Below are 21,773 nucleotides of genomic sequence, written 5' to 3'. Positions count from 1 at the left end.
TAGCATGGTAGGCATGATGGCATAGTGGAAGGACTCACATGAAGGAAGCGGATAAGATCAGAAAGGGAGACGTTCGGACGGCGACCCGCCTGATCCGCAACATCGAGGACAGCATTCCCGAGGCGAAGACCGCCATAAAACATCTCTTTCCCTTTACCGGAAGGGCTCATGTCGTCGGATTGACGGGTGCGCCGGGAGCGGGGAAAAGCACGCTGATCGATTCTCTGATCTCCCGTTACCGGAAAATGAACAAGACCATAGGCGCCCTTCTCGTGGACCCCACCAGCCCTTTCACGGGCGGCGCCATTCTGGGGGACCGGATCCGGCTCCAGCGCCACGCCGAGGATCCCCAGGTGTTTGTCAGAAGCCTGGCGACCAGGGGCGCTCTGGGAGGCCTGTCAAAAGCAGCCGGCGATGCGATCCATGTCATGGATGCCATGGGAAAGGACCTTGTTTTCGTCGAAACCGTCGGTACGGGGCAGCAGGAAGTGGAGGTAATGAATCACGTCCATACGGTCGTCGTTGTCATGATCCCCGGCATGGGCGACGATATTCAGGCGATAAAGGCCGGGATCCTCGAAGTAGCCGATATTTTCGTCATCAACAAGGCGGACCGTGAAGGCGCCGGCCGACTCTACCAGGAACTCATGCACATGCTCGACATGGCGGGGACCTTCGCCGGAGGATGGCGGCCGCCGATCATTTCCGTGGACACCATGTTCAAGCCGGAGCTGTTCCACGAAGGTGTGGAAGAGCTGTCCACAAAGATCGACGAGCATTATGAGAACCTTGTCAGCAAGAACCTCCTCGGCAGCCGTCTCCGTCGAAAGGTGATGGCCGAGTTGAACGAGGCGCTCCAGTCAAGTATCCTTACACCGATACTCCGCAAGATCATCGACAGCGGCGAGATGGAAAGTCTCATTGAAAAACTGATCAAAAAGGAAACGGATCCCTATACCTGCGCCGAAGAGATTGCGAAGAAGTACCTGCGGTAGCTTTCTAACAACAGCGACAAAGCGACAGAGGGGCGAAGCGACAAAGTAAAAATCATGTAACCTGCGATAGCAAGAGTTCCTTCAGTTCCCTCGAAATCCCTTCCGACCACCCCTTGCAGAGGGAGGGGAAAAACCCTTGAATCTCGTAAGACCGTTTCTGTGGCCGCTTCATAAGGAACTCTCTATCGGAAACAACGGGTTATGGAGGAAGTATCAATGGAGGGAACCGTGGAAGAGATACGGGAAAAGCATACAAAAGGCCTGATCATCGTCCTGACCGGAAACGGCAAGGGAAAGACCACCTCCGCTCTGGGGCAGGCGTTGCGGGCCGTGGGCCATGGGTTGAAAGTGCACATGATTCAGTTCATGAAGGGTCGGAAATACGGGGAGACCATCGCGGCCGAACGGTATCTGCCTGATTTTACGGTGGAACTTTTTGGCCTCGACAGTTTTGTGATGCGGGAGAACCCGGCACCGGTCGACGTGGAACTGGCACAGAAAGGACTTGAACGGGCCCGTGAAGTGGTCGCGTCAGGTGATTACGACATGGTCATACTGGATGAGATCAACGTAGCCGTCGACTTCAAACTGATCCCCCTGAAGGATGTCCTGGAGCTCCTGGAACGCAAACCGGATTCCCTCGATCTGGTCCTGACGGGCCGATACGCCTCCCCGGAAGTCATCGAGATGGCCGATACGGTGAGCGAGATACAGGAAGTAAAACACCACTATGCGAAGGGTATAAAAGAGCGTCGGGGTATCGAATATTAACGGCCTGTTGTCTGAGATACCTTTTTGCCGCCCCGAAAGCCCCCCTTTGATAAAGGGGGGTTGGGGGGATTGTTACATACGAAAAACCCTCCCGTCCTCCCTTTATAATTGTGCCATATGACAATGAGAGGCCATTCATGGTAATGATGATGAACCCCATGAGGCTGCTTCAAAGTGGCCGCGGTTATTGAAAGTTCTTCAGGAACACCTCGGCTTCGGTGATTGACCGATTCATATCGGCGATGAGCGATCCCACTTCGATCTCAATGTTCCCGGCCTCTTCCCTGAGAGTGCCGACGGCCTGGGCGTTCAGGTTGTGCTTCAGGTAGAGGACGTAATCCCGGAATCGGTCGAGAACGGGGCTCATCTTTGATTCCGCCTTTTTCATGGCCGCCCGGAGCTGCCCGTACTGAACCCTGGATTCTTCGAGCCGTTGCCTGCTTTTTGATCGAAGAGCGGGGTTCGTTATCTGTTTTATTTCATCCTCCCATTCATGAAAGAGGTCTCCAGCTATCGTTTCAACGGCGGCGATCCGTTTATGGACGACCTCCGCCCGTTTTTCACTTTCCGCAAAATCGGCCTGCAGCTTTTTATACACCTTTTCCAGGTCTCCGCCTGTAAAACCATACATTTCCTGTATGCGGGTCAGAACATCCTTGAACTGCTCCGACGCCTCTTTCTGTTCTTCGCTTGCCTCCTTGACATTTTCTCTGAGGAGATGCCGTTTTTCTTTTCCAAATTGTTCCCAGAGAGCATAGTAGGTCTTCTGACATCCTGACAGGCACCAGAGTGTGACAAGCAGGCTGAGGATGATAAAGATGCTTCGGTTCTTCATACAAACCTCCTTCAAGGGGATGATGGCCCGGATATCCGGACCAGGTGGATACTTTTTAACCAAGAAAGCTCCCCGGGTGGTTCGATAGTATCCATGTCTGTCGCGGGCAACAAGGGATGCCGGCCACGAGCCCGGCATTTATATTCAATAAAAATAATGTATTACGAATATAAGCGTTGCTTTCGCCGTCTGGCACGGCCATTGCAATATAGTTTATCGCCAATACAAAAAGCTTCTCCACAATATAAAAAAGATCAGTCTTGGTTTTCCTCCTTTTACCCAGGTACTGATCTTTTTTTTATGCTGTCCCGCATACAGCCTCGTTCATGCTTCCCGCGCGGCAATTACCGCCTTCCTGATATCTCCCAAAAAGAGCTTGATGACGGGGGTGATCTCCGGCGGCTGCCCGCGAGGTTCACTGATCGTCGTCCGATCCACCATCCCCTCCGGGGGGCGGCACGTTGAAGATGGCGGTCAGCCGCGTGCCCGAGCCGGGATGTGATTCTATAAAGGCCTCGTCACTGAAACGCTTCACGTTCGTCAACCCCATACCGGCACCGAATCCCAGTTCGCGCACCCAGTCGGGGGCCGTTGTGTATCCCGGTTGAAAAACGGCCTCGACATCCGAAATGCCCGGGCCGTCATCTTCGGTGATGAGGGTTATCCTGTGAGGGCTGATCTCGGCGCGCAGTTCTCCACCGTTGCTCGTGTGAATTATCAGGTTCATTTCCGCTTCATAGGCCGATACACTGACCCGTCGCAGCAGGGGAGGGTTCGCTCCGAGGCGCTCAAGTGCCCGCTTCAGCTTGCTTGATGCCTGTCCCCCCTGATTGAAATCCCTTCCCGCCACATGGTAGCGAAGGACCAGGGATGTCTCTTCGGAATCGATATCTTCAAAGATGTGACTTGCCCGGTAGCGCCGCATTTCTTCCGCGTGATAGCGCGTGCTCAGGGACCGCAGAAGACCCCTGGTGATATCGCTGCCCGTGAGGATCCCCACCAGCTTCCCCGCGGAGTCAAGAACGGGCAAACGACCGAAGCCGTGCTGCGCGAATAGCTTCACCGCCTGGACGGCCCGTTCGTCGGCACGGACCGACACGATCTTCCTGCTCATCCGATTGCGCACGCTGTCCTCTGGGTGACCGTCCGCAACGGCCTTTACCAGGTCTTCAAGACTGACGATGCCCACCATTTCGTCCTGTTCGACGACGGGCAGTCCCGATATTCGATTAATGCGCATGATGGCCATCAACTCGGCCATGGTCGTGTCCGGCGATACCGTCCTGACATCGGCCGTCATGACTTCGTCAACGCGCAGTTCATAGACCAGCTCCTGGACCCGTGTCAGCTGGTCTGTCTCTTTCCCGTTTTTGCTGTTTATTACCGGCATGGTATCGAAACGACTCCGTTATCGGGAAGACCCGCATTATACAGCAATCCTGATGCTTTATACATGCTGTGGAAGCATGAAATGAGTGGGATGGAGAGCTCTTCGGCCAGATCGATCGTTGACTGGGGCGGTATCTTGCCGCGAACAAAGACAATGGCATTGATGTTCGCCATTTCCGCCGTGCGGATGACCTGCTGGTTGGTGAGGCCCGTCAGCAGAAGTCCGCTTTCTTCCGTCTGAAATGCCAGGACATCGCTCATCAGATCGGCGGAGCCGCAGGACTGGATTTCCAGATCATTCGTGCCGGTTCTCGTCAGGACGCGTCCCTCAAGGATCGTAATGATATCGTCCAGTTTCATGATGAAATTGCTCTTGCCGTCCCTGGATCCGGAGAGCTCGCGCGCCGCCGGAGGTTCTTCAAAATATATGTCGAAAATTTGGGCAGTTGAGAATGAGTCAACGCCTGAAGACCTGGCGAAGTATAGGGAACCGAATGTCCCCTGTCAACGGGAAAATGGAGGATCGGCAAAGCCTTACAGAAAGCTTATGGGGTCCACATCAACCCTGATATCCGGTCCCGGCCCGTCGCAGGTGCTCAGTATCGCCCTGGTGACCCGCTGAAGTGTCTTCACATCCCTGCCCCGCAGCAGCATCTGCCAGCGGTACTTTCCCTTGAGACGGGCGAGCGGCGCCGGGGAAGGGCCCAGGACCTCGACGGTCGGCGTCCCCCCGGTGGAGCGGCAATACTGCATCGCCCGTGTTCCCAGTTCCCGCGCGAAATTCTCAACGCTGTCCTCCCCGGTTCCGGAGATCCTGAAATTGACGAGCCGGGCGAAGGGAGGATATCCAAGGCTGCGGCGCGCGGTGATCTCCTGCTCATAGAAACCCCGGTAGTCATGGGCCGCGGCGTGCGTTACGGCGTAATGTTCCGGATTGAAGGTCTGAATGATGACCCTTCCGGGCTTGTCGCCCCGTCCGCCCCTGCCGGAGACCTGGGTAAGCAGTTGAAAGGTCCGTTCCGCCGCCCTGAAATCGGGGATGTTCAGTGAGGTGTCGGCGGACACGACGCCGACCAGGGTAACGTTCGGGAAGTCATGCCCCTTAGTTATCATCTGGGTGCCGATGAGGATGTCTATCCGTCCCGTATCGAGCGCAGACAGGATCGTCTCCGAGGCACCGCGCCGCGCCGCAGTGTCGCTGTCGAGACGCGCTATCCGGCCCTGTGGAAAAAGCAGGCCGGTTTCCTCCTGGACCTTTTCCGTACCGACTCCGTAGGAGCGGACATTCGTACCGCTGCAGGCCGGACAGGCCGGCGGTGCCGGTAGCGAGTAATCACAGTAATGACACCGTAATCGGCCGTCACCGGCATGGTGGGTCATGGTGACCGAACAGTTGCGGCACCGGAACACGTATCCGCAGTCCAGGCAGAACAGAAACGTGGTGAAGCCCCGCCGGTTGAGAAAGAGCAGAGCCTGGTTCCCCGCGCCCAGGGTTTCCCCGATCGCATCCACGAGCGCCCCGGAAAAGATGGGCACCGTTCCCCGAATCTGCCGTTCCTGCTTCATGTCCACGATCTCTATCCGGGGCAGGGGACGTTCCTCGACCCGAAGCGGCAGGGAGAGGTGTGCATAATCTTTTTCAAGGGCGTGGTAATAGGTGTTGATTCCCGGTGTGGCCGAGCCGAGTATCACCACCGCCTCCTGCATGCGGGCCCTCATGACCGCCAGGTCGCGGGCGTTATACGCAAGCCGTTCGTCCTGCTTGTAGGAAGGATCATGTTCCTCGTCGACGATAAGCAGTCTCAGGCCCCGCGAGGGTGCGAAGACGGCGGACCGGGCGCCGATGATGATCTGCGCCGTTCCCCGCTGAATGCGCCTCCATTCATCGTATCGGATACCCTGCCCGATCCCGCTGTGCAAAACGGCGATACGCCCCATATCGAAACGACCGGTCACCCTCGTCAACAGTTGCGGGGTCAGGGCGATCTCAGGAACAAGATACAGGGCGCTGCCGCCGCGCCGGAGGGCTTCCTCGATCGCTCTCAGATAGACTTCCGTTTTGCCGCTCCCCGTGACGCCGTGAAGCAGAAATGAACGGTATTCCCCTGATTCCAGGCCGGCAACGATCTCATCCAGGGCTGCCTGCTGGTGTCCGTTCAGACTGACCGGTCCTGTCGAGTTCCCGATGGCGATGGTCTTGCGGGAGGCGCGAAGACATTCCCTTTCCAGGAGGGCTATATGGCCCTTGCGTTCCAGTCGCCGGAGTGTGTCGGCGCATCGGGGGAAATCCCTTCTCAACTCCGACAGGGGAATTTCCGTGCTGTCCCGGATGTGTGCCAGCAATCGCGCCTGTTTGTCCGTCAGGCCTTCCTGCCCGGGTGCTTCGGCAGCCCGGACGAAACGCTCCACCCTGGCCGTTACTGCCGGTTTCGTAAGGCGGTCCTCAACGGACACCAGTTGAAGGCTTCGAAGCGCCTCTATATCGGCGGTTATTTTTTCCCGGGAAAGCACTTTTTTCAGGTTTTTCAGTGAGATACCACGGGGATGTTCGGCAAGTGCCGACAGGAGGGATCGACGGGTCTTTGAAAGCTTCAGCCCCTGCCGGGGGGGCTCTGACGGCGTGATCCACAGGTGATTTTCCCTGTCGATCCCGCCGGGGAGTATCTCACGCAGGGTCCGTCCCAGGGGGTGAATGTAGTAGTTCGATACCCAGTGATAAAAGGAGAGGTCCTCATCGGAGAAAAGAGGCTCCATGTCGAGAATTTCCAGGATGTCCCTGACACCGTCTATGTCCGATGTGCTCGAAAGGCCGATGATATATCCCGTCACCCGCCGCCTGCCCAGGGGAACGAGCACGCGCTTTCCCACACCAGCCTGGTCGGCCATTTCCGGTGGAACGGCGTAGGTAAAACTCCGGTCCGAGGGGATGTTGATTGCGACCTCTATAAACACGATGCCTATTCCCTGATGTTGATGAAGGCGGGGATCGGCTTCACTGCCTGTGCCTCTCCGTCAGGTTTGAAAAGGCGTTCCGGCGCCGTGACGTTTATCTCTATCCCGGTGACACTGCTGACGGCAGAGAGCGTGTCGTCAACGTAATATTCCATCCGCCAGGGGAACAGAAGATTCTTCCCCGCGGTTCTGTAATCTCTGTATTCTGCGCGGACCCTGACCATCCTGTCTCCCCGCGAACAGACCCCGGAAAACCGCAGGGGGAGACGCCGCTCTTTCTCCACCCAGAGACGGCTGCCGGGAACGGAGCTCTCTTCCTCCCCGATCGTATAGGATATGGTTTTCTCGATACGGTCCATTCCGGTAATATCCGTCCGAACGCCCAGAAAATTCAGTTCCTTTACCAGTTCGACCGTTGATCTCCGAAGCAGCAGTGCCGGCAGAACGCCTTCGATCCTCCCTGTCTCCGCCGCGTCCTTTTCCGAGGGGTTCATGACGACCAGGTCCCTTCCCTGTTGTATGAGGATCGTCTCTCCTCCCGGACCATAACGAACCAATCGAAAATCGCCGTTCACTCCAATGAGTAGCTGTTCCCTGACGACAGTGCCCGTTCCCTGGCCTTCATGGAAGGTCGTTTCAAGTTCAACGGCGAGTGACGTTATGCCGCGATTCAGGGTTGTCAGAGGTTCAAGGATGCGCTCCGCCGCCGGCACATAAGCCCCTGCAGGGCGCGGGTGCAGGAGAATGATCACAAAAAAAAGGAAAGCGGCAAGCCGGAATACGGGTCTCATGAGCGTGATCGTTCCTTTGGGAGGAGTTGGAACACATTGTGGTCTCGAAACTAACAGAACGTCCGGAGCTTTTCAAGGGGATTCGGACCGGTGCAAAGGCAAATCGGTGGGGGATCACGGTGGCTCGATATCAGGCGTGTTTTGTTCGGAGCGGTCCCGCCGGAATTTCCTTCGCGGGCGGTCCGGCCTGCCGAAAGGAGCTGAACGGCGGGTATGATGTGAAGCGGCGGCGGTTATTCCCCTCTCTGTTTTTCCTGTTCTTCCTGCTTCGTTTTGCATTCGATACAGAGAGTTGTGACGGGCCTGGCCATGAGTCTCTTCTCGGAGATCTCTTTCCCGCACATGTCACAGATGCCGAAGGTTCCTTCGTCGATTCGTTTCAAGGCTTCCTTCATCTTATTGATGAGCTTGCGCTCCCTGTCGCGGATTCGAAGCTCGAAGTTTCTGTCCGATTCCTGTGAGGCCCTGTCGGTCAGGTCCGGGAAATTTTCATTACCGCCCGTTGTCATATCGGAAACGGTCTTTTCCGCTTCATCCAGGAGCTGTTTGATCCTGTGATTAAAAAGATTTTTGAAATATTCAAGCTGCTGCTGTTTCATGAATCACGCGTCCCTGCCTTTTTTACCCTTAAAGCCACACCCATATATAAAATGAGGTCGTGTTTGTAAAGAAAAAATTACTGCCCGTCATCCCTCGTGTTCAGGATTTTCTCAATGATATTGGTTGTTGAGGAACCTGGTATCTCGGGTATGACCACCACCCGCCCGCCGCGGCTTTCCACGAGGTCCCGTCCCACTATCCGCTCCAGGCTCCAGTCTCCGCCTTTTACAATGATATGAGGCTCAAGGGTTTCGATCAGATGAAGCGGCGTTTCCTCATCGAAGAGCGTTACAAAATCGATCGATTCCAGGGCGGCCATGACGCAGGCCCGATCTTCCTCGGGAACGACGGGCCGCCGCGGTCCCTTGATCGCCCGCACCGAAGAGTCGCTGTTGAGACCCAGGACCAGCACATCGCCCAGTTTCTTCGCTTCTTCCAGATACCGGACATGCCCCACGTGAAGGATATCGAAACAGCCGTTGGTGAAAACAACGGTTTTCCCCTCCTCTTTGAGACGATCGATTCTTTTCTTCAGTTCCCCCGTGGTGAGGATTTTCTCTTTCATGATCTTTGTTCCTTTTGCCTGATCCGACGGTTTGTCCCCGCTTCACTCATGCCCGGGCGAGGGTAAGAATGGCCACCTCTCGCGCTCCCCGGCGCCGGAGCACCCGCGCACATTCCTTGACGGTGCTTCCCGTTGTATACACGTCATCAATCAGAAGGATCCGCTCGCCCCGCACCGCCGCCGGGTTCGTGACGGTGAATGCGCCTCTGACGTTCAGCAGCCGGTCCTTTTTTTCCAGGCCCACCTGCGGGGACGTGTCGGTCTTTCTTGCCAGGCTTGAGAAATCAAGAAGGAGCGAATATCTTTCCGCGATCTTCCGGGCCAGAACGAGCGCCTGGTTGAATCCCCGTTTCCGCAGTTTGGCGGGATGGAGGGGGACAGGCATGATACGTGAGTACCTGCCGACATCGAAGTCGTCATAACCGTGCTCGGCCATGAGCTTTCCCAAAAAACGCCCGATCCCCCTGTTCCCCCGGTATTTAAAGAGATGAACGGCGTCAAGCATCGTGTTCTCGTATCGTGCCAGGGACCGGGCCCGAGAAAAAGGTTGGTTTCCCGCAGCGCATTCCCCGCAGAGATGGTTCGAAGCTCCGTCCACCTGGAAGGGGAGCCCGCAGCAGGGACACAGGGGTGAACCGGTGAATGAGATTCGGGAAAAACAATCGTTGCAGAGGACCCCCCCGTGAACCTCCGCCCGGAATGAACCGCACAGAAGACACCGTGGGGGGAAGATGATGTCGATAAGACCGGAAAGAATGTTCTCAAGGTTCCAGTTCATCACTGAGTGCCGTGATCTCGCGTTCCGAGTCATCGATCACCATGCCGGGGGCATCGGACCAGAGCCGCTCGATATCATAAAATTCCCTGACCGGTTCATAAAAGACGTGAACTACCACGTCGCCGTAATCCATAAGGACCCATTTGCCGCCGCGGGCGCCCTCGATCCCCAGGGGTAAGATCCCGAGCTTTTTCAGCTTTTCCGCGACGGCGTCCGCGATCGCCGATACCTGGCGGTCGGAACTGCCGCTGCAAATAATGAAGAAATCAGTAAATGATGAGAGTTCTTTTATCTTGAGAATGGTGAGGTCTTTTGCTTTTCTTTCCAGCGCTGCATTCGCGCAGGCAAGGACAAGGGATTTCGTGTCTATCTTTGGTTCTATAACCGTAGATCACCTCCTGTTCTTAAAAGGGACTTTCCACTATGATCGTATCTTCCCGGCCGGGGCCGACGGAGATCAAAACGGCTCTGACACCGGCAAGCTCCTCGATCCGCTCAATGTATCTTCTGGTATTTCTCGGCAGGTCCTCTTTCCTGCGGGCGCCGCTGATGTTTTCGGACCATCCCTCAATCTCTTCATATATGGGGGTGCAGCGCTCGATGACATCACTGGATGAGGGGACGTGTTCCTCGTATCGGTCGCCGTCGACCTCGTATCCCACGCATACCTTCAGGGGATCGATCCCGGTCAGTACATCGAGCTTCGTGACGGCCAGGGCGGTTATTCCCGAAAGCCTCACGGCCTGCCGCACCAGGACCGCGTCAAGCCAGCCGCACCGGCGTTTTCTCCCTGTCGTGGCACCGAACTCCTTACCAATGCTCTGGAGCCTTTCCCCCACGGCATCGTCAAGCTCCGTTACGAAGGGGCCCTTGCCGACCCTGGTCGTGTAGGCCTTGCAGATGCCAATGACGGTATCTATGTCGGTCGGCCCGAGGCCGGCTCCGCAGCAGGCGTTCCCCGCAACGGTGTTCGATGAGGTCACGTAGGGATAGGTGCCGTGGTCGATGTCGAGATGGCACCCCTGGGCTCCCTCGAAGAGCACGTGCCTGCCGCGGTCGATCTCCCGCCGGATGATCAGCGACGTATCGGCTGCGTAAGGGCGGAGCCGCAGAGCGTATCGGCGGTACTCTTCGAATACCGCCTCGGCGTCAAGGGGTTCTTCCTCGAAGAACCGTGTCAGGAGAAAGTTCTTTTCCTCCATGTTCTTCAGCAGAAGTTCCCTGAAGGTGTTCTCATCGATGAATTGTCCGAACCGTATCCCCGTCCGGGCTATCTTGTCCTCGTAGGCGGGACCGATGCCCCTGCCCGTGGTGCCGATCTTCCGGCCGCCCCTGCGCCCTTCGCGGGCACTGTCGATCCGCCGGTGATAGGGCATGATCATGTGGGCGTTCTCACTGATGTGGAGCTCCGTCGTGGAAGGAAAGAGATCTTTTTCATGCAGTTCATCTATCTCCTGGAGCAGGACCTCGGGATTGATGACCATGCCGTTTCCTAAGATGCAGGTCTTGCCCTCATGAAGAATTCCCGAGGGGATCAGGTGAAGAATAGTCTGAACTCCGCCGACGACCAGCGTATGGCCGGCGTTGTTGCCCCCCTGAAACCGTACGATCACATCGGCCTCCCGGGCGTAGAGATCGACGATCTTCCCCTTTCCCTCGTCTCCCCATTGTGTTCCCACTATTACGACGTTTGACATGGTGCGTCTCCGCTTCGGTCCTTACATTTCGATCCGCGTTATCGATATCACATGGGGGAGTTCCCTCAGTTGCTTCAGGGCCGCGTCGGTTACCATGGTGTCCGTGCTGAGAACGACCAGGGCCTTCCCGTCGATCTGTTCCCGGCCAAGGTGGAGGCGGGCGATATTTATGCCGCTGTTGCCGAGGGTCGTGCCGATGTTGCCGATAACGCCGGGTTTGTCATTGTTGTAAAGAAGCACCAGGTGCCCTTCGGGAATGACGTCGAGAGGGAATTTACCGATCTTGACGATACGCGGGTCCCGGCGACCGAAGATCGCCCCCGCCGCGAACCCTTCCTCTTTCGATGTTTTTACGGTGAGAGATATCATGCTCGTGTAATCCACCGATTCGCTGCTTTTCGATTCCACGACCCTGATGCCCCGGTCCTTGGCGATGAAGGGGGCGTTGATGTAATTTATGTTTTCCTTCAGTATGGGCGTCAGGAGACCTTTGATAAGGGCTATGGTGAGGGGCGTGACGTCGTAATTCAGTATCTCGCCGCAAAACTCCACCCGCACCTCCTCGATGCCGCCGGTGACGATCTGCGCCTCAAGCATGCCCAGCTTCTCGGCAAGCGCCACGTAGGGGCGGATGCTGTTCAGCACCTCGGCGCTGACGGATGGGAAGTTGACGGCGTTCCTGATCTCGCCCTTTGTCAGGTAGTCCACTATCTGCTCCGCCACGGCGATGGCGACATTGCGCTGTGCCTCGTCGGTGGATGCCCCCAGGTGGGGGGTGCAGATGACGTTTTCAAGAGCGACCAGGGCTTCGTTCTTTGTCGGTTCTTCCGCGAAGACGTCGAGCGCGGCACCGGCCACCTTGCCGGCGACCAGGGCTTCGTAAAGGTCCTGCTCGTTTATGATGCCTCCCCGGGCGCAATTCACGATGAACACGTTGTTTTTCATGCGCTCGATGCTGTCGGCGTTGATCAGGTTCTTCGTTTCTTCCGTCAGCGGGGTGTGGACGGAGATAAAGTCGGATTTTGCCAGAAGCTCTTCAAAGGGTACCAGGGTGATCCCCAGTTTCTCCGCCGCTTCCGGTGAAATGAAGGGATCGTAGGCGATGACGTTCATTTTCAGTCCCTGGGCGCGGCTCGCGACGATGGACCCCACCCGTCCCGTTCCGATGATGCCGAGGGTCTTGTTGAAGACCTCGGCGCCCATGAACTTTTTCTTTTCCCACTTTCCTGATTTCATCGACATGGTTGCCTGGGGGACCCGGCGTGCCAGGGAAAGCATCATCGTGATCGTATGTTCCGCCGTGGTGTTGGTATTTCCTCCCGGCGTGTTCATGACCATGATGCCCCGCTTGCTTGCGGCTTCCACATCAACATTGTCGAGGCCGATCCCCGCGCGGCCGATGACCTTCAGGTTGCTTGCCGCTTCTACGATGTCCTTCGTCACCCGGGTGGCGCTTCTGATGACGAGCCCGTCGTAATTCTTTATGATACCCCTGAGCTCATCAGGGGTGAGATTGGTCATTACGTCGACTTCGATCTCCGGGGCCTGCTCAAGTATTTCAATCCCTTCCCGGGCAAGGGTGTCGCTTACCAGCACCTTTTTCATCGATTATCGTCCCTCTTCGTCACTGATCGCTTAATTTACCTATTGCCTTCGTGCATACCTCTTCCAATCCCTCCAGGGCGCGCCGCACATCCTCCGGTTCGATGGTGGGACCGCACCACAGGCGGAACCCCGGCGGCGCTTCCTTGTATGAGGCGACATCATGGGCGATGTTCGCCGCGCTCAGAGCGCCGGCGATCTTTTTAACGAACGCGAGCCGGTCTTCCTCCGAAAGCCCGTTGAAACGCCGGTCCGTCACCTTCAGGCAGACGGACGTATGGGACCGGATCTCCGGTGTCCCTGCGAGAAAATCTATCCACCCGGTGCGCTCCACCCATTCTTCGACGACCCGCAGGTTCGCCCTGCTGCGCTCGATCATTCCTTCCAGGCCGACGCTCCGGGCCCACTCCAGAGCGTCCAGATAATCTTCCACGCATATCATGGAAGGCGTATTGATCGTATCGCCCTTGAAGATGGCGCGGTTCAGCCGGCCACCCTTTTTCAGCCGGAATATCTTCGGCAGCGGCCAGGACGGATCGTAGGACTCGATCCGTTCCACCGCCCGGGGGCTCAGTATCAGAATGCCGTGAGCCGCCTCCCCGCCGAGGCACTTCTGCCAGGAATAGGTCAGGACGTCGACCTTCTGCCAGTCGATCCGCATGGCAAATACCGCGCTCGTTGCGTCACAGAGGGTCAGACCCTCTCTGTCTTCGGGTATCCAGTCCCAGTCGGGGATCTTTACCCCGCTCGTGGTTCCGTTCGCCACAAAGACAACGTCCTGTGACCAGTCGACGGCCGAAAGATCGGGGATGTCGCCGTAGTCGGCTCGCAGCACCGTCGGGTTCAGCTTGAGCTGCTTTTCAACGTCCGTCGCCCATCCGGCGCTGAAACTTTCCCATACCAGGACCGTCACCGATCGCGGTCCGAGCAGCGACCACAGGGCCGCCTCGAAGGCCCCCGTATCCGAACCGGGCATGATGCCCAGAAGGTAGTCATCGGGAATGCCGAGGAGGGCCTTGCTTTCCTCGATGGCGAGGGCAAGCCGTTCCTTGCCGAGACTGCTTCGGTGCGAGCGGCCGATGGGGCTGTCCTTCAATACGTTCAGGCTCCATCCGGGTCGCTTGCTGCAGGGCCCGGAACTGAAGTTCGGATTATTCATATATTCTTTTCGCTCCGCTGGAGTATTGTGTCATACAAACGTTGATTGATATCAAAATTGCCCTCGATATACAAGTCATTTTGGTTTTCAGTTGACGGGTCGGAGAAATCCCCCTATAGTCCACCCACAGGGAAAACAAAGGGACGAAAAAAATCAACCGCAGTGGTGCATATGGCTGGTCTCAATAAGATAAAAACCGCCTTTTTCTGTCAAAATTGCGGTCATCAGTCTCTCAAATGGCTCGGAAGGTGTCCTTCCTGCGGTGAGTGGAACCGCTTCGTTGAAGAAGAGATCGGAGAACCCGCCGACACGACGGGTTCACGGGGGGCGGGCTTCGGCGGGACGGCCCTGCCGCTCGCTTCGATCGAGGCCGATGAGACGGACCGTGTCACGACGGGTATCGTCGATGTGGACCGGGTCCTCGGCGGAGGCATCGTCAGGGGGTCGGCGATCCTTCTGGGCGGGGATCCCGGCATCGGCAAATCGACCCTTCTTCTCCAGGTGCTCCAGCAGCTTGCTCATCAGGGGATGAAGGTCCTTTACATATCGGGAGAGGAATCGGCAAATCAGATCAGGCTTCGCGGGAAGCGGATCGGAGCATCGTCACAGAATCTGCTCATATTGGTGGAGGTATCCCTGGAGAACATCCTCAGGCAGATACGGGAGGTGCAGCCGGACGCCGTCGTCGTGGACTCCATTCAAACCATGTATTCGGGCAGCCTCTCGTCCGCGCCGGGCAGTGTCGGCCAGGTGAGGGAATCATCTGAAAAGCTCATCATGATGTCGAAACAGACGGGGATCCCCCTGTTTTTGATCGGCCACGTCACCAAGGAGGGAGCCATCGCGGGCCCCCGTGTCCTGGAACACATGGTCGACACCGTTCTCTATTTCGAAGGGGATTCGGGGCATGCATTCCGGATCGTCCGTAGCGTGAAGAACCGCTTTGGGCCGACTAACGAGATCGGTGTATTTGAGATGGGTGATGACGGTCTCCGGGAAGTTGCGAACCCTTCCGCCCTGTTCCTGTCGGAGCGGCCCCGGTGCGCGGCCGGGTCCGTTGTGGTACCGAGTATGGAAGGATCACGCCCTATCCTGGTGGAGATACAATCTCTGGTGAGCGAAACGACCTTCGGCATACCGCGTCGGACGACGATCGGTGTCGATCATAACCGGGTATCACTGCTGGCGGCGGTGCTGGAAAAGATCTGCGGTCTTCACCTCGGAAATCATGACATATATATTAACGTGGCCGGCGGGGTGAAGCTCACTGAGCCCGCCGTCGACCTGGGGATCATATCCTCCATCGTTTCAAGTTTCCTGAACCGTCCCGTCGATGAAGGGACCGTCCTGTGTGGTGAAGTAGGGCTCACCGGCGAGGTCAGGGGCGTCGGCAGGATGGAATCCCGTATCAGGGAGGCGGGCAGGATGGGATTCACCCGATGCGTCCTGCCGAAGGTCGGAATGCAGGAGCGTGCCGTTGGAGGTGTGGTGAAACAGGTCAGCATAGAAAATGTCAAGGACCTTCCGGAGGTGCTCTTCTGATGAAGGTGTGCATGAAGATCTTCCGGTACCTGCCGGTTCTTATTGTCCTCTGCGTCCTGTGCACTGCGGCAGGTGCGGAAAGCTATGTGGAAGAAGACCATGACGGGATCGGCATATACAAATCCGATCCCTCGTCCTATGAAAAAGTACGGGCTCTCGGCGGCAGGGTCGTCACCGTTGCCGGCGGACCTCCCTTTTTCGTGCACTGGATCCCTGAAGGATTTGAAAAAACAGAAAAGAAGAGACTTCTGGTCGTTCTCCACGGAACGGGAGGCAATGCCTACCGGCACCTTCTGAACTTTACGGACGTCGCCTCCCGGAAGGGGTTCGCCATCGCTTCCATCCAGTGGGGATGGCCGGCGCGGCAACCATCGGCGAAGAAAAAAGAGTACACCTATCTCTCAAATTCGGCCGACACCTACCGGATCGTTGCCGGTGCCGTGCAATACCTCTCCGCCCATTACGGTGTCGACACATCACTGACGGCGTGGCTCGGGTTCAGCCGCTCCGCCACCCAGTGCGCGTCCTTTGCATTTCACGATAAGGAGAGCGGTAACAATTACATCCGCTTGTTCATTGCCGCATCGGGCGGTGTCAGTCCCAATCTTCCCGCTGTTCGGCTGCTGCTGTCAGGCCGATATGGTGAAAAACCGCTTTCCGGCACGCATTTTTACCTCTGGGGCGGCTTGCGCGATACCACCAGGGGAGAGAACATGATGCGGTCCCGGGATTTGATAGAAAAGCTCGGTGGTACCGTCGACATTCTCAGGATCGGTCCTGAAGGTCACGGCGGCTTCAATCACCGGAAAGAATACCAGATCGAAGCCGTTGACCTGTGGTATTCCCTGTAAAGATGACTGGCTGTTGATGCTCACGACCCGGTGCCTCATGGATGAACGGGGAGGACTAACCATATGAATCCGCATATGAAAAAAGCATGTTGGGTTGGGTTACTCCTTCTGCTTTTCGGGGATATGGCTGTGGCGGAATATCCCGCGGGAAAGTGGAGCCTTTACAGACATACCACCTGTGGATACAGCATCCTTTATCCGGCGACCTGGGAAATTGTCGAGGCCGGATCAAGAAGCGGCACCGCTACGACATGGTCGGGACTGGTCCTCCTGGATGGTGAACGGCAAAAAGTGACCTTCTTAGAACAGCCCTATCATATGTGGCAGGGTCAATTTGAGATCAGGGTCATGGAAAACGAGGAAGGTTCAATCCTGGGCGAATGGCTTGCGACCTATGACGTGAGGGACATCAATGAAGACAGCCTGATCACGGAAACTACGGATACCACTCTGGCGGGCCATCCGGCGGTGATCCTGAAGATTTTTCTCTTTGATCATGAGGGCATAGAGATCATCGCAGCAAATGATAAACATTTGTATTTACTAAGCTTTGCCGGGCAGAACCCCAACGACCCGGATTTTGAAACGCACCGGGAAATATACGAACACATGATTTCCAGTTTTCGATTTGAATGATGTTTGCAGCCCGGTCGGGAATAACGTCCTTCCTAAGCAGGTTATGCGCGTAGCGTCCGCACCAGGTCCCCACATGTATCGAGAATATTTCCGAGGCCGTGTTCAAGAAATGCCCGTGCCTGTCGGAGAGCGACGGAAAGATACGCGTTTCGTAAGTGTTGTGGTGAAACATCCGCCCGTTTCATGAAACATGCAGTGAAACATGCCCCGTATGTCCACTTCGCAGGAAGCGCTTTCAAATTATATACATGCAAGCCTTTCTATCATCTGGCATACCAATTGCTTTTCCTTTGTTACTGCATTATGAAGCGGAGATATATGGCACCACGACGGATCTCGATCGGCACATATGACCGGGCACAGGCTCTCATCAGAAACAGTGAGTACCGGAAAGGCCTGGAAGCCCTGAGCGGGCTGTCTCAAGAAGCGGGAGCGGACGCACAGGTGAAAGAGGAACCGGACCCGTGGGTGGTATACGACCTTCGAAAGCGGGAATATCTGACGTTTTCAGAGATAGCACGCAGGCTCTCCGGTGAAAAGGGAAGCATATCAGGAAACAAAAGGTTGCACGCTTTCTATATAAAGGTTAAACGTGCCTATCAGAAGGCGGAACACCTGATCGATTCGGTATCTCCCCGAGATTGAAGAAGGCTCCGCCCCTGTCGGTGTGCCCTGTTGCCGACTGAAGATGACCGGGTGGATCGGTTTGCAGTGGATGCGAACGCCGCCGGGTCAGTGAAAAGCACCCGAGGTTCCATGTCCCGCGATGAATTGATCGGAATCGTCAGTCTTGTCGGCGGTGTCGGCTGCTTCAGCACCGTCGAGGTCGTCAGTAAGATCATCGGTGCCCGCGTGGACCCACTGGTGCTTACCTTCCTGCGGTTCTTCGTGACGGGCGTGACCCTTCTCATCCTGTCGATACCACTCCTGCGGCTCCGCCTTGAAAGATTCACCCTCCGTGATTACGGTATCTTCTGTCTTAACGGATTAATCGGTGTCGCCCTCGCCATATCCATCTTTCATACGGCCATCCTTGTTCTGGACAAGGCGGCGTCGGCGGCTGTCGTCTTCAGCGTGAATCCCGTTTTTGTGATCCTCTGTGCCCGCTTCATCAACAATGAGAGCTGGACCGCCAGGACCTGGTTTGCCACGGTCTTTGGTGTCTGTGGCGTTCTCTGCTTTGCTTTTGAGTCCGGGGATTTTACGGCGGGGTCCGTCGCCGGACTGGCGCTGATGATACTCTCCGCCCTGTGCTTCGCTCTCAGCGTCTGCATTTCGCGACGAGTGGTGGGGCGTTACGGGGCCATGGTCCTCATGGGGTACTCGGCCCTTTTCGGCAGTTTCATGCTCCTTCCCGTCGCGCTCCTGCGATTGACGCCACAGGGGATCCAGGGGCTGGCGGATACGTGGGTCTTCGTAACCTACCTTTCACTGGTGGGAACGGCGCTGGCATATGTGCTCTATTATTTTGGCCTCCTCAACACGTCGGCGCAAAAGGGCGGACTGGCATTTTTCCTGAAGCCGGTCCTGGCATCGATACTGGCGGTGCTGATACTGAAGGAATCGCTGAACTGGTATATGATCGTCGGAACGGCGCTCATCCTGTCGGGGCTGGTTCTCGTCCTGGCCGCCCCGCGGAGGTGGCTCAGACCCGGAGCGTGATGAAGCCGGGCGGGGTTCACGAGCACCTCTTCCAGTTGGATATTTGTTCCGGGTGAGGAATCGGGGGCAACCCGTTTCCCGGTGCTGAACATGAATGCTCGTCCCTGTGCGGGAGGGAACGATTTTAAAGGACAAGCGATTGATAAGGTCGAATACATAGGAACAAAAAAGGAGGGATATATGAGTGATCGTTATCAGAAAGGGAAAGAACTGCTGGAACGGATAACCGGATTTCCCGGGACATCGGTGGTGGACGGTTTCAGGGACATTGCGCCTGACCTGATCGACTGGATCGTCGCGTTTTCCTACGGTGATGTCATTTCCCGACCGGGGCTTGATCTGCGGACCCGCCAGCTTGCAACGGTTGCGGCGCTGACGGCCATGGCCACGGCGCCACCCCAGTTGAAGGTTCATATCAACGGTGCGCTGAATGTGGGCTGCACTCCGGAAGAGATCGTCGAGGTGATCCTTCAGATGACCGTCTATGCCGGATTCCCCGCCGTGATAAACGCTCTCTCTCTTGCACGTGAGGTGTTCGGCGCCCGTGGTATGAAATAAGCTTGACAAAAAAAAACAATAGGGATAGTAAAATACTTTTATGAAATTTCGATGGGGCCCATAGCTCAGCTGGAAGAGCCACCGGCTCATAACCGGTAGGTCCCTGGTTCGAACCCAGGTGGGCCCACCAGATTCATCACAGGCAGTCGATTATGAGTTATATATGTAAAGATACCATGCAGGCCGGATGGTCAAACCCGTAACTTCTAAAATGCACCACACTGTGGTGCATTTTTTTTTATACCGGCGGGAAAGAGGTGGATTTTGAAAGAGCAGTTGTCAAAATTAATACAGCTCCAGAAGATCGATTCGGAGATTGCCCGGTTGAAGGCGAGGAAAGTGAGCCTGCCGGGAGAACAGGAACAGTTGAGGGTAGGGATCGCCGCTGCCGAGGGACGGTTCGACGAGCGGAAAAAAGAGCTTGAAGATCTGAACGAACGGCATCGCGCCTGTGAGAAGGAGATGCAGAAGGGATCGGAATCACTGAAAAGATCGAAAAGCCGCCTTCTCGAGGTCAAAAAGAACGATGAGTATCAGGCCACTCTGAAGGAGATCGACACGATAGAGCGGAAGAACAGCGCTGTCGAAGATGAGATCATCAACCTTCTTGAAGAGATAGACCGGAGGAACACCGACCTTGCCGCGGACAGGGAGCATCTTGAAACTGTCAGGAAACAGGGGGAGGAGAAACTCCGGCTGCTTGAGAAGGACGCGGAATCCATTGATGCCGAGCTTGAGTCCATTGTCGCCGGGGAACGGGAGATCAGGGACGGTCTCGACCCGGATGTGCTCAGGCGGTACGACCTGCTCCGGGAGCGACGGAACGGAAGCGCCGTCGTCCCGGTCTGGAACGAGGTGTGCAGCGGGTGTCACATGAATATTCCACCGCAGCTCTATATCGAGCTGAGGAAATACGAGAAGCTCCATATCTGTCCCAACTGCAACCGGATCATGTACTGGGAAAACAGGGCCGATGAGCACTGAGGGCGAGATTTTCAACCTGTACTCGGATGGTGCGAGCCGGGGGAATCCCGGGGATGCCGGCGTGGGGGTGATCATTTATGACGGCGCCGGGGACATGGTGGTGACGGCGAAGAGATACCTGGGAACCTGTACCAACAATGAGGCAGAATATCGGGCACTTATCCTCGGTCTTGAAGAAGCCCTGAAACGGGGCATGCGGACACTGAACATCTTTCTTGATTCGGAGTTGCTCGTGAGGCAGATAAACGGCCAGTACCGGGTCAAGAACAGCAATCTGCAGGTCCTGATGCAGGAAGTCAGGAAACTCCTCTCTTTTCTCGATACTTATTCCGTAGAACACGTGCGGCGCGAAAAGAACACCGCCGCCGACCGCCTGGCGAACGAGGCCATCGACGAGGCCCTGAAAGGCGGAAAAGTCCTCTAAGACACGGCACGCTGGAGATTCTGCGCGTTTCGTTACCCTCTCAGAGTAAATAAAAGGCCAGGTCTTTCTCCCCGGCATCGATCGGGCGGGTAAATTTTGCCCCGACGAATCTGTTGTCGATTCTTTGTACTACCACGGTTCTATCGATCACCGTTTTTTTATTGTTATTCAGTACGAATTTTACTTTTACCGTGTCACCGATTTTGATGTCGATCAGATGCTTTAATGTGAACCCGATACCGGTCTTTGATATATTTTCCACTATTATGCCGGAGATGTTGTTGAAATTATCGTGATCTTCTGTTTTATCAGTGGCCAGAGTTGTGCAGATACCCGTCAAATTTGTACTTTTGCGTCCTCCATGTCTGAAGTTTACCAGCACATCATAAGTACACCCACACTGATCACAGGAAACTATTGACCTGAAAGCTTCATTCGGATCCTTGTTCTCAGGACGGTCCAGTTTCAGTCTTTGGCCACACTGAGTGCACACGACCGAGGCTTCGCCTTTTTCATTTGGATGGACGGTTTTCTGGATCGGTTCAACATGCTCGGGTTTCATTCACCACCTCTTCCTTGATTTACTTTCTGGGTTCTTGCGGGGGTGTCTCCTTGACAGCGAATCAACAGGAATATGCCTTTATTACAACAGGGATAGCAACGTTACGCACCACAATTAATTCCGCCCCTGCGAAAAGCGGGCATAGGAAACCATGATTGACAGGTTTTGTCAATACCCACTGTGTTGTGCCTCGTATCTCTGAGGATAGTTAATGAATACCTGCACTCGGATCTTCCTTGCGTTTGACGGTTGATTTATTCTCCATATTTGATTATATTTACAACGTGTTATCAAAGCAGATCGGGTGATCGCCGGTCCGTGACGAACGGATCGGAGGAAAGTCCGAGCTCCGCAGGGCAGGATGGTCGCTAACGGCGACTGGGGGTGACCCTAAGGAAAGTGCCACAGAAAACATACCGC

At 56.0% G+C, this 21,773-nt stretch carries 23 protein-coding genes, 1 tRNA gene and 1 other RNA gene; 12 read left to right on the top strand and 13 right to left on the bottom strand.

The window, feature by feature from the left end:
• The first annotated feature begins 38 nt into the window (after positions 1-38).
• Positions 39-995 carry a methylmalonyl Co-A mutase-associated GTPase MeaB gene (gene meaB, locus JXO48_02070; protein MBN2282653.1) on the top strand — a complete coding sequence of 319 codons (957 nt, stop codon included), beginning with the start codon at positions 39-41 and terminating at the stop codon, positions 993-995.
• Positions 996-1,211: 216 nt separating this feature from the next.
• Positions 1,212-1,766 carry a cob(I)yrinic acid a,c-diamide adenosyltransferase gene (gene cobO, locus JXO48_02065; protein ID MBN2282652.1) on the top strand — a complete coding sequence of 185 codons (555 nt, stop codon included), beginning with the start codon at positions 1,212-1,214 and terminating at the stop codon, positions 1,764-1,766.
• 184 nt (positions 1,767-1,950) lie between these two features.
• Here the strand turns inward: cobO and JXO48_02060 are convergent, their stop codons facing one another.
• The 12 genes from JXO48_02060 to JXO48_02005 form a co-directional block, all read right to left on the bottom strand.
• On the bottom strand, positions 1,951-2,601 hold the full coding sequence (locus JXO48_02060) for a DUF2959 domain-containing protein (GenBank protein MBN2282651.1): 651 nt from the start codon (positions 2,599-2,601) through the stop codon (positions 1,951-1,953).
• A 415-nt stretch (positions 2,602-3,016) separates the two neighbouring features.
• A complete protein-coding gene (locus JXO48_02055) occupies positions 3,017-3,991 on the bottom strand; it encodes a CBS domain-containing protein (GenBank protein ID MBN2282650.1) in 975 nt (324 codons plus the stop codon).
• Positions 3,982-4,350 (bottom strand): hypothetical protein, encoded by a 369-nt coding sequence (locus JXO48_02050; GenBank protein MBN2282649.1) that lies wholly within the window; start codon positions 4,348-4,350, stop codon positions 3,982-3,984. Before JXO48_02050 ends, JXO48_02055 begins: the two co-directional genes overlap by 10 nt.
• Before the next feature lie 174 nt (positions 4,351-4,524).
• Positions 4,525-6,942: a primosomal protein N' gene (priA, locus tag JXO48_02045; GenBank protein MBN2282648.1), complete on the bottom strand. Its 2,418-nt coding sequence runs from the start codon at positions 6,940-6,942 to the stop codon at positions 4,525-4,527.
• Positions 6,943-6,947: 5 nt separating this feature from the next.
• Positions 6,948-7,733, bottom strand: a complete 786-nt coding sequence (locus JXO48_02040; GenBank protein MBN2282647.1) for a hypothetical protein — start codon at positions 7,731-7,733, stop codon at positions 6,948-6,950.
• Between the two features lie 233 nt (positions 7,734-7,966).
• Positions 7,967-8,332 carry an RNA polymerase-binding protein DksA gene (dksA, locus tag JXO48_02035; protein MBN2282646.1) on the bottom strand — a complete coding sequence of 122 codons (366 nt, stop codon included), beginning with the start codon at positions 8,330-8,332 and terminating at the stop codon, positions 7,967-7,969.
• A gap of 77 nt (positions 8,333-8,409) precedes the next feature.
• Complete coding sequence (gene rfaE2 / locus JXO48_02030; protein ID MBN2282645.1) at positions 8,410-8,898, bottom strand: D-glycero-beta-D-manno-heptose 1-phosphate adenylyltransferase; 489 nt, start codon at positions 8,896-8,898, stop codon at positions 8,410-8,412.
• 46 nt (positions 8,899-8,944) lie between these two features.
• The gene (locus JXO48_02025; protein MBN2282644.1) at positions 8,945-9,679 is read right to left on the bottom strand and encodes a ComF family protein; all 735 of its coding nucleotides are present in this window, start codon (positions 9,677-9,679) and stop codon (positions 8,945-8,947) included.
• On the bottom strand, positions 9,660-10,046 hold the full coding sequence (rsfS, locus tag JXO48_02020; GenBank protein ID MBN2282643.1) for a ribosome silencing factor: 387 nt from the start codon (positions 10,044-10,046) through the stop codon (positions 9,660-9,662). Before rsfS ends, JXO48_02025 begins: the two co-directional genes overlap by 20 nt.
• 34 nt (positions 10,047-10,080) lie before the next feature.
• Positions 10,081-11,373: an adenylosuccinate synthase gene (locus JXO48_02015; GenBank protein ID MBN2282642.1), complete on the bottom strand. Its 1,293-nt coding sequence runs from the start codon at positions 11,371-11,373 to the stop codon at positions 10,081-10,083.
• 21 nt (positions 11,374-11,394) lie between these two features.
• Positions 11,395-12,978 (bottom strand): phosphoglycerate dehydrogenase, encoded by a 1,584-nt coding sequence (locus JXO48_02010; protein ID MBN2282641.1) that lies wholly within the window; start codon positions 12,976-12,978, stop codon positions 11,395-11,397.
• A 19-nt stretch (positions 12,979-12,997) separates the two neighbouring features.
• Positions 12,998-14,134: a phosphoserine transaminase gene (locus JXO48_02005; GenBank protein ID MBN2282640.1), complete on the bottom strand. Its 1,137-nt coding sequence runs from the start codon at positions 14,132-14,134 to the stop codon at positions 12,998-13,000.
• A 171-nt stretch (positions 14,135-14,305) separates the two neighbouring features.
• Here JXO48_02005 and radA point away from each other — a divergent pair, with 171 nt between their 5' ends.
• From radA to JXO48_01960, 9 genes are all read left to right on the top strand, one after another.
• Positions 14,306-15,676: a DNA repair protein RadA gene (radA, locus tag JXO48_02000; GenBank protein MBN2282639.1), complete on the top strand. Its 1,371-nt coding sequence runs from the start codon at positions 14,306-14,308 to the stop codon at positions 15,674-15,676.
• On the top strand, positions 15,676-16,527 hold the full coding sequence (locus tag JXO48_01995; protein MBN2282638.1) for a hypothetical protein: 852 nt from the start codon (positions 15,676-15,678) through the stop codon (positions 16,525-16,527). The genes radA and JXO48_01995 overlap by 1 nt, the downstream gene beginning before the upstream one ends.
• Positions 16,528-16,602: 75 nt before the next feature.
• Positions 16,603-17,163, top strand: a complete 561-nt coding sequence (locus JXO48_01990; GenBank protein ID MBN2282637.1) for a hypothetical protein — start codon at positions 16,603-16,605, stop codon at positions 17,161-17,163.
• Between the two features lie 318 nt (positions 17,164-17,481).
• On the top strand, positions 17,482-17,808 hold the full coding sequence (locus JXO48_01985) for a hypothetical protein (protein ID MBN2282636.1): 327 nt from the start codon (positions 17,482-17,484) through the stop codon (positions 17,806-17,808).
• A gap of 51 nt (positions 17,809-17,859) precedes the next feature.
• Positions 17,860-18,825 (top strand): DMT family transporter, encoded by a 966-nt coding sequence (locus tag JXO48_01980; GenBank protein MBN2282635.1) that lies wholly within the window; start codon positions 17,860-17,862, stop codon positions 18,823-18,825.
• Positions 18,826-19,005: 180 nt separating this feature from the next.
• Positions 19,006-19,383, top strand: a complete 378-nt coding sequence (locus JXO48_01975) for a carboxymuconolactone decarboxylase family protein (protein MBN2282634.1) — start codon at positions 19,006-19,008, stop codon at positions 19,381-19,383.
• Positions 19,384-19,437: 54 nt separating this feature from the next.
• Positions 19,438-19,513 (top strand) — tRNA-Ile (locus JXO48_01970).
• Positions 19,514-19,647: 134 nt separating this feature from the next.
• Positions 19,648-20,367: a hypothetical protein gene (locus JXO48_01965; GenBank protein MBN2282633.1), complete on the top strand. Its 720-nt coding sequence runs from the start codon at positions 19,648-19,650 to the stop codon at positions 20,365-20,367.
• Positions 20,357-20,791 carry a ribonuclease HI family protein gene (locus tag JXO48_01960; GenBank protein MBN2282632.1) on the top strand — a complete coding sequence of 145 codons (435 nt, stop codon included), beginning with the start codon at positions 20,357-20,359 and terminating at the stop codon, positions 20,789-20,791. Before JXO48_01965 ends, JXO48_01960 begins: the two co-directional genes overlap by 11 nt.
• Positions 20,792-20,831: 40 nt before the next feature.
• Here JXO48_01960 and JXO48_01955 read toward each other — a convergent pair whose 3' ends face one another.
• Entirely contained in the window at positions 20,832-21,353 is a 522-nt protein-coding gene (locus JXO48_01955; protein MBN2282631.1) for a PilZ domain-containing protein, read from the bottom strand.
• A 292-nt stretch (positions 21,354-21,645) separates the two neighbouring features.
• On the opposite strand from JXO48_01955, the gene rnpB reads away from it, so the two are divergent.
• Positions 21,646-21,773: RNase P RNA component class A (gene rnpB, locus JXO48_01950), an RNA gene on the top strand; the annotation flags it as partial.

It is taken from the genome of Deltaproteobacteria bacterium, from assembly GCA_016933965.1.
GTDB lineage: Bacteria > Desulfobacterota > Syntrophia > Syntrophales > UBA2210 > JAFGTS01.
Note: the sequence above shows the minus strand (reverse complement) of the source record. Positions and strands in the feature narration are given on the sequence as shown.